The sequence below is a fragment of the Desulfonatronospira sp. genome, from assembly GCA_003563255.1.
GTDB lineage: Bacteria > Desulfobacterota > Desulfovibrionia > Desulfovibrionales > Desulfonatronovibrionaceae > Desulfonatronospira.
In genome coordinates, this window is the sequence record PWSL01000003.1 from 1 (window position 1) to 4,906 (window position 4,906).

5 protein-coding genes are annotated in these 4,906 nt (G+C 53.1%); all 5 read right to left on the reverse strand.

Annotation, left to right across the window (positions count from 1 at the left end; all coding sequences use genetic code 11):
* Nucleotides 1-330 precede the first annotated feature (330 nt).
* From QZP87_RS00070 to QZP87_RS00090, 5 genes are read right to left on the reverse strand one after another with little or no spacing between them, the layout of a single operon-like run.
* The gene (locus QZP87_RS00070) at nucleotides 331-1,467 is read right to left on the reverse strand and encodes a peptidoglycan DD-metalloendopeptidase family protein (protein WP_291320887.1); all 1,137 of its coding nucleotides are present in this window, start codon (nucleotides 1,465-1,467) and stop codon (nucleotides 331-333) included.
* A 26-nt stretch (nucleotides 1,468-1,493) separates the two neighbouring features.
* Complete coding sequence (locus QZP87_RS00075; protein WP_291320888.1) at nucleotides 1,494-2,141, reverse strand: endonuclease III domain-containing protein; 648 nt, start codon at nucleotides 2,139-2,141, stop codon at nucleotides 1,494-1,496.
* The gene (locus tag QZP87_RS00080) at nucleotides 2,107-2,994 is read right to left on the reverse strand and encodes a 50S ribosomal protein L11 methyltransferase (protein ID WP_291320889.1); all 888 of its coding nucleotides are present in this window, start codon (nucleotides 2,992-2,994) and stop codon (nucleotides 2,107-2,109) included. Before QZP87_RS00080 ends, QZP87_RS00075 begins: the two co-directional genes overlap by 35 nt.
* Complete coding sequence (locus QZP87_RS00085; RefSeq protein ID WP_291320890.1) at nucleotides 2,987-3,259, reverse strand: hypothetical protein; 273 nt, start codon at nucleotides 3,257-3,259, stop codon at nucleotides 2,987-2,989. Before QZP87_RS00085 ends, QZP87_RS00080 begins: the two co-directional genes overlap by 8 nt.
* Nucleotides 3,260-3,268: 9 nt before the next feature.
* On the reverse strand, nucleotides 3,269-4,462 hold the full coding sequence (locus QZP87_RS00090) for an aspartate aminotransferase family protein (protein WP_291320891.1): 1,194 nt from the start codon (nucleotides 4,460-4,462) through the stop codon (nucleotides 3,269-3,271).
* Nucleotides 4,463-4,906: the final 444 nt, after the last annotated feature.

The following is a 4,906-nucleotide window of genomic DNA, read 5'->3' on the forward strand; positions in this document are numbered from 1 at the left end:
TTCACCGGGCAGGCAGATTGACACAGATAAAAGAGATTGAAGAAGCATGTTTTTTCCTTGCGGGAATAAGACCCCAGTTGAATCCTTTCAGGGCAGCTGTCGCTGCATTCAATCACGCCACCGGCGTGACAGGACCCGCAAGGAAAAGGCATCAGCCGCTTGCGCGGCGGGGGAGCACTTGAGCTTAGTGTCCAAAAATGAAACAGTCCCAGTGCCAAGTGCTGAACCCCCGTCATTGCTCAAATTTTTCTTGTTTTTTGTGACAGGGTCTCAGGAGTAAGCCACTAAACAGAGTGTGCAAAGCCACCCGGATATAATAAGGTGCTTTTATCAAGACCTGCTCAACCAGTCAGCAGGATTAATAGCTTTTTGCTTAAAACGCAATTCAAAATATATGCCATGGGTGTTGATATCGGGGTAGTATCCGGCGGATCCTATGGTTTCACCCTGCTCTACGTCCTGGCCGATGGCAAGAGGGCTTTCGGCCAGGTAAGCGTATAGCGAGTAGTAGCCATCCCCATGAAAAATTATAACCACTCTGCCAAAGCCGCGCAAGGTGTCATTGTGCACCACCCTGCCCCAGGAGATGGCCGTGACAGGCGTCTTTTCCTCCAGGGCCATGCTGATGCCGTTATGGGGCGGACTGTCCGCCGGGTTGTAGGAAGTTTTTATTTCCCCCCGGGCCGGCCAGGGCAGGTGACCCTTCAGTCTCTGGAAGTCCCTTTCTGTGGCTAATTTGAGCCTGTAGTCAAGGGACTCGATGACATCCATGATTTCTTGCACCATTTCTTCCCTGGCCAGTTTTTCAGCCCTTATTTCCTGCAGTTCCCGGACAAAGCTCAGCTTTTTCTCCAGCAGGCGGTTTTTCAGGGTATTGACCTGATCCAGCTGGGACTCAAATTCTTCCTTGGCGTTTTGCAGTTCAGCCAACCTGACAGTTATCCGTCCGGACTGGATTTGAAGTTGGGCCAGGGTCAGGTTCAGCTCCATATAAATAGCCTGCAGCCAGTTTATATGACGATCCATCTGAGCCCAGTCATCCATCTGAGCCAGGCCCTGGCTTTGGCTTTCCAGGTATATGGGCCACAAATCAGCCAGAAGTTCCTGGACCCTGCCCCGGGTTGCTTCCCTTTGACGATGTAAATCCTGGTATTCATTGAATATTTCTGCTTCCCTGGACTGCAGGTCGGCTAGTTTTTGTTCCTGACTCTCCAGGCCCCGGGATATTTCATCCAGCCTGTCTTCGGTCTCGGCCAGCCTGGAGTAAACCTCTCTTTCCCTTGAGCTCAGCCTTTCCAGAGTTCTTTTGTGCTGGGTTACTTCTTCCCTGCGGGACTCTATCTCGGACTCGATATCGTCTGGGGGGGAGGGCTGCACAGGATTCGGCCAGAAAATAAAAAGGCATACCGGAAAAATGACTGACTGGATAAATAATCGAAAAGCTCCGGGCTTTTGTTTATACTGCATCAAAGAAATATTTACCTGATAGACGTTTATAAGTATTTGCCGAGAGGGCAATGGGTGCAAAGGGGAGTGGTTTTGCGGCACCATTCTTTGCCGGTTCGCACCAGCAGAGCGTGATATTCGTTGTAAAGTGCCACATCCACCGGCAAACGGTCCATGAAAAAATCTCTCAGTTCATGGTATTCGATGTCTTCCTGCACCAGGAAATGCCGGTTAAGTATCCGCCTGGTATAGGCGTCAACTACAAAACTGGGCTGGTTCAGGGCGTACAGCAGGATGCTGTCGGCTGTTTCAGGGCCGATACCCTTGACTCCCAGGAGCTTGTCTCTGAGTTTTTCCATGTCCATGTGGGCCAGGGCGGACAAATCATAACTGCATTCCCTGCGCATAAATTCCAGAAAGTTCTTTAGCCTGTGGGCCTTTACTTTGAAATATCCCGAAGGCCTGATAAGTTCCGCCAGATGCTCCTCGTCCAGGGCGGCCATTTTTTCGGGGTGCAGCAGTTCCTGGTCCGACAGGTTCTGGATGGCCTTCTGAACGTTGGACCAATTGGTGTTCTGAGTGAGAACAGCTCCCACACAGACTTCAAAAGGGGTCTTACCGGGCCACCAGCGGCTTGGTCCCAGAGCCTGGAACAGGCTGTCATAATAGTTCATCAACAAGGTTTCGCTGCTCATGGATCTCTTTTGCGCCGGCCCAGACCAGGGCTGACCATTCCTGCATTGTAAGGCGAACGGGGCGGCCAAGGCCCAGTTCCTGGTAGCGCTTTTCCACTCCCGGGGCCTGTTCTGTGAGGATTCCCGAGAGGATTAGAATACCTGAATCGTCCAGGCGTCTGATTATTTCCGGGGCCATTTGATTCAAGGTGGAGGAAAGGATGTTGCCCAGGATAAGGTCGAATTTCCGGCTGCCCGAAAGGTCTTCAAGGCCTCCCAGCCGGGCCTGGAAAAGCTCCTGAACCTGGTTGGTGTCAATGTTTTCCAGAGCGTTGTCCACCGCAACAGGGTCAATGTCAAGGCCCAGACCCTTCATTCCAAGCCTGGCGCAGGCAATGCCCAGAATGCCGGACCCGGTTCCCAGGTCCAGAAAATTTTGCCCGCTTCGTAAAACCCCCTTGTCCCACAAACGGGATACAGCCTGCAGGCACAGGTGGGTGGTGGCATGGTGACCGGTGCCGAAAGCCATTTTTGGAGTGATGATTATGGGGATTTCAGATCTCTTTTCATGCTGCAGCCATTCCGGCAACACGACGAACCTGCGGTCTACTTCAATGGGGGTGAAAAAGTGCTTCCAGGCATTATTCCAGTCCTGCGGGGGCACGGTCTCTTCCAGGATTTCCAGTCCGGGGCATAAGGCCAGGGCCATTTCCCTGAATTGCCGTGCACCGTTCTCCTGGTGATAATAGATGGTCAGAATCATAGATTCCCGGGATAATTCTTCTTCTTCCCAGCCCCATGAAATGTGCTCATAAACCAGGGCTTCAAATAAGTCCCTGTCCTGAATCTTTACCTTGAACTGGAGCTTATGCATATCTTTCCACTATCCGGCCCACATTCAACTCCGGAACAGGCCTGGCCATTAGCTTTTCATGCATGAGCATGTGATGTTTTATCTCCCACATTTCTTGGGGGGAAACTCTTGCAGGGGCCAGTATTTCCTGCTGCAGCGCCTGAGAATATCTGCGCAGGGAATCACCAGTAAGCCAGATCCGGCGCAACCATTGTGGGGTAAGGTCCAGGCGCTGCTCTGAATTTGTGGGAAGCACTGCGATCTGTGAAGGCTGAGGACGGCTCATATGTAATGCTCAGTATTGTGAAAGTACCTGTTCCAGGGCCTGGGCAAAGTCCTCCAGGTCCTGCCGTGGTATTATCAGTGGAGGCAGGAGCCGTAATACTGTTTCCTGGGTCAGGTTGAGTACAAAACCCATTTCCAGCAGAGCGCTCCAGACCTCTTTGCCGGGACACTGCAGGTCTATGCCCAGCATCAGTCCTCTGCCCCTTATTTCCCTGATGGTGCCGGGGCACTTGTCTCTTATCTCCTGAAACCGCTGCATGGCCCATTCCCCGGTTTCTCGACTGTAATGCACCAGGTTGTCGCGCTGGATTATCTCCAGGGACTTGATGGCGGCGGCAGAGGGCAGTCCTCCACCTCCAAATGTGGTGCCGTGGCTGCCGGGGCCAAAGGCCCGGGAAATATCTTCACTGACAACCAGGGCCCCCATGGGCAGTCCTGCAGCCAGGGCCTTGGAAGACGTGAACATGTCGGGATGCAGTCCGTCTTCTCCATGGGCCCACATGGTGCCGGTCCGTCCCAGGCCGGTCTGAACCTCGTCCACTATGAGAAGCACCCCGTTATTTTGCTGCAATTTCTTGATTCCAGCCTTGAATTCCGGGCTTAACAGCCTGATGCCGCCCTCGCCCTGGATGCATTCGACCATGATGGCCGCGGTATTATTATTGACTGCTTCCTGCAGGGCCCGGAGGTCATTCAAAGGGACATGCCTGAAGCCTTGAGGCAGTGGGGCAAAGCCCTCTTTTATCTTGTCCTGGCCCGTGGCGGTCATGGTGGCCAGGGTGCGGCCGTGGAAGGAACCATCAAAACAGATAATTTCATGCCGGTTTTGGCCCTGTACATGGTGCATGTAGCGCCTGGTGATCTTGATGGCGGCCTCGTTGGCCTCTGCTCCGGAGTTGCAGAAGAAAACCCTGTCCAGGTTGCAGGTTGCTACCAGTTTTTCCGCCAGCAGGACCTGTTCTTCCTGAAAAAAAAGGTTGCTGGTGTGGATAAGCTTGCGCGCCTGGGAACAGATAGCTTCCACGATCTCGGGGTGGCTGTGACCCAGGTTGCAAACCGAGATGCCCGCCAGGAGATCCACGTACTCACGGCCTGAGAAGTCGCGCAGCCTGCAGCCGGAGGCGGTCTGGACCGCCAGGGGATAGCGGGCGTAGTTGGGACACAGGTATTTACCTGTTCTGTATTCCAGGGTTTTATCGTCCATTGGTTGCACTCCTTAATACTACAGCGACACTTTGTGTAAATTATCGCCTCTGCCATCGGGGACAGGCACTTTTGCCGACCTCAAACCGTAAAACGGCCGTAACCATTCAGGGGGTCCTCGGTTGTGGCTAATGGCACAAGGCCAGGGGACTGTCCCCGCTAAGTAATGATTATGCAGCTTCACAACATTTCGCGTCTGTACTTTTTGTATTTGTGCAGGAAAAGTATCGCGGGGACTGTTCCCCTGGCCGGTACCTGCCCCCTGAATGGTTACAAACGGCCGGACTATCCGGCGGCAAAAGAGCCAGTCCCCTTCCAGCTTAAAGAAAGTGTTTATTGTTCCCACGCTCCGCGTGGGAACATTCTTCGGACGCTCCGCGTCCAAAATGATCCAGCACTCACTTTTGAATACTATTATTTACCTGGTACTTCTCCATTGTCAAAA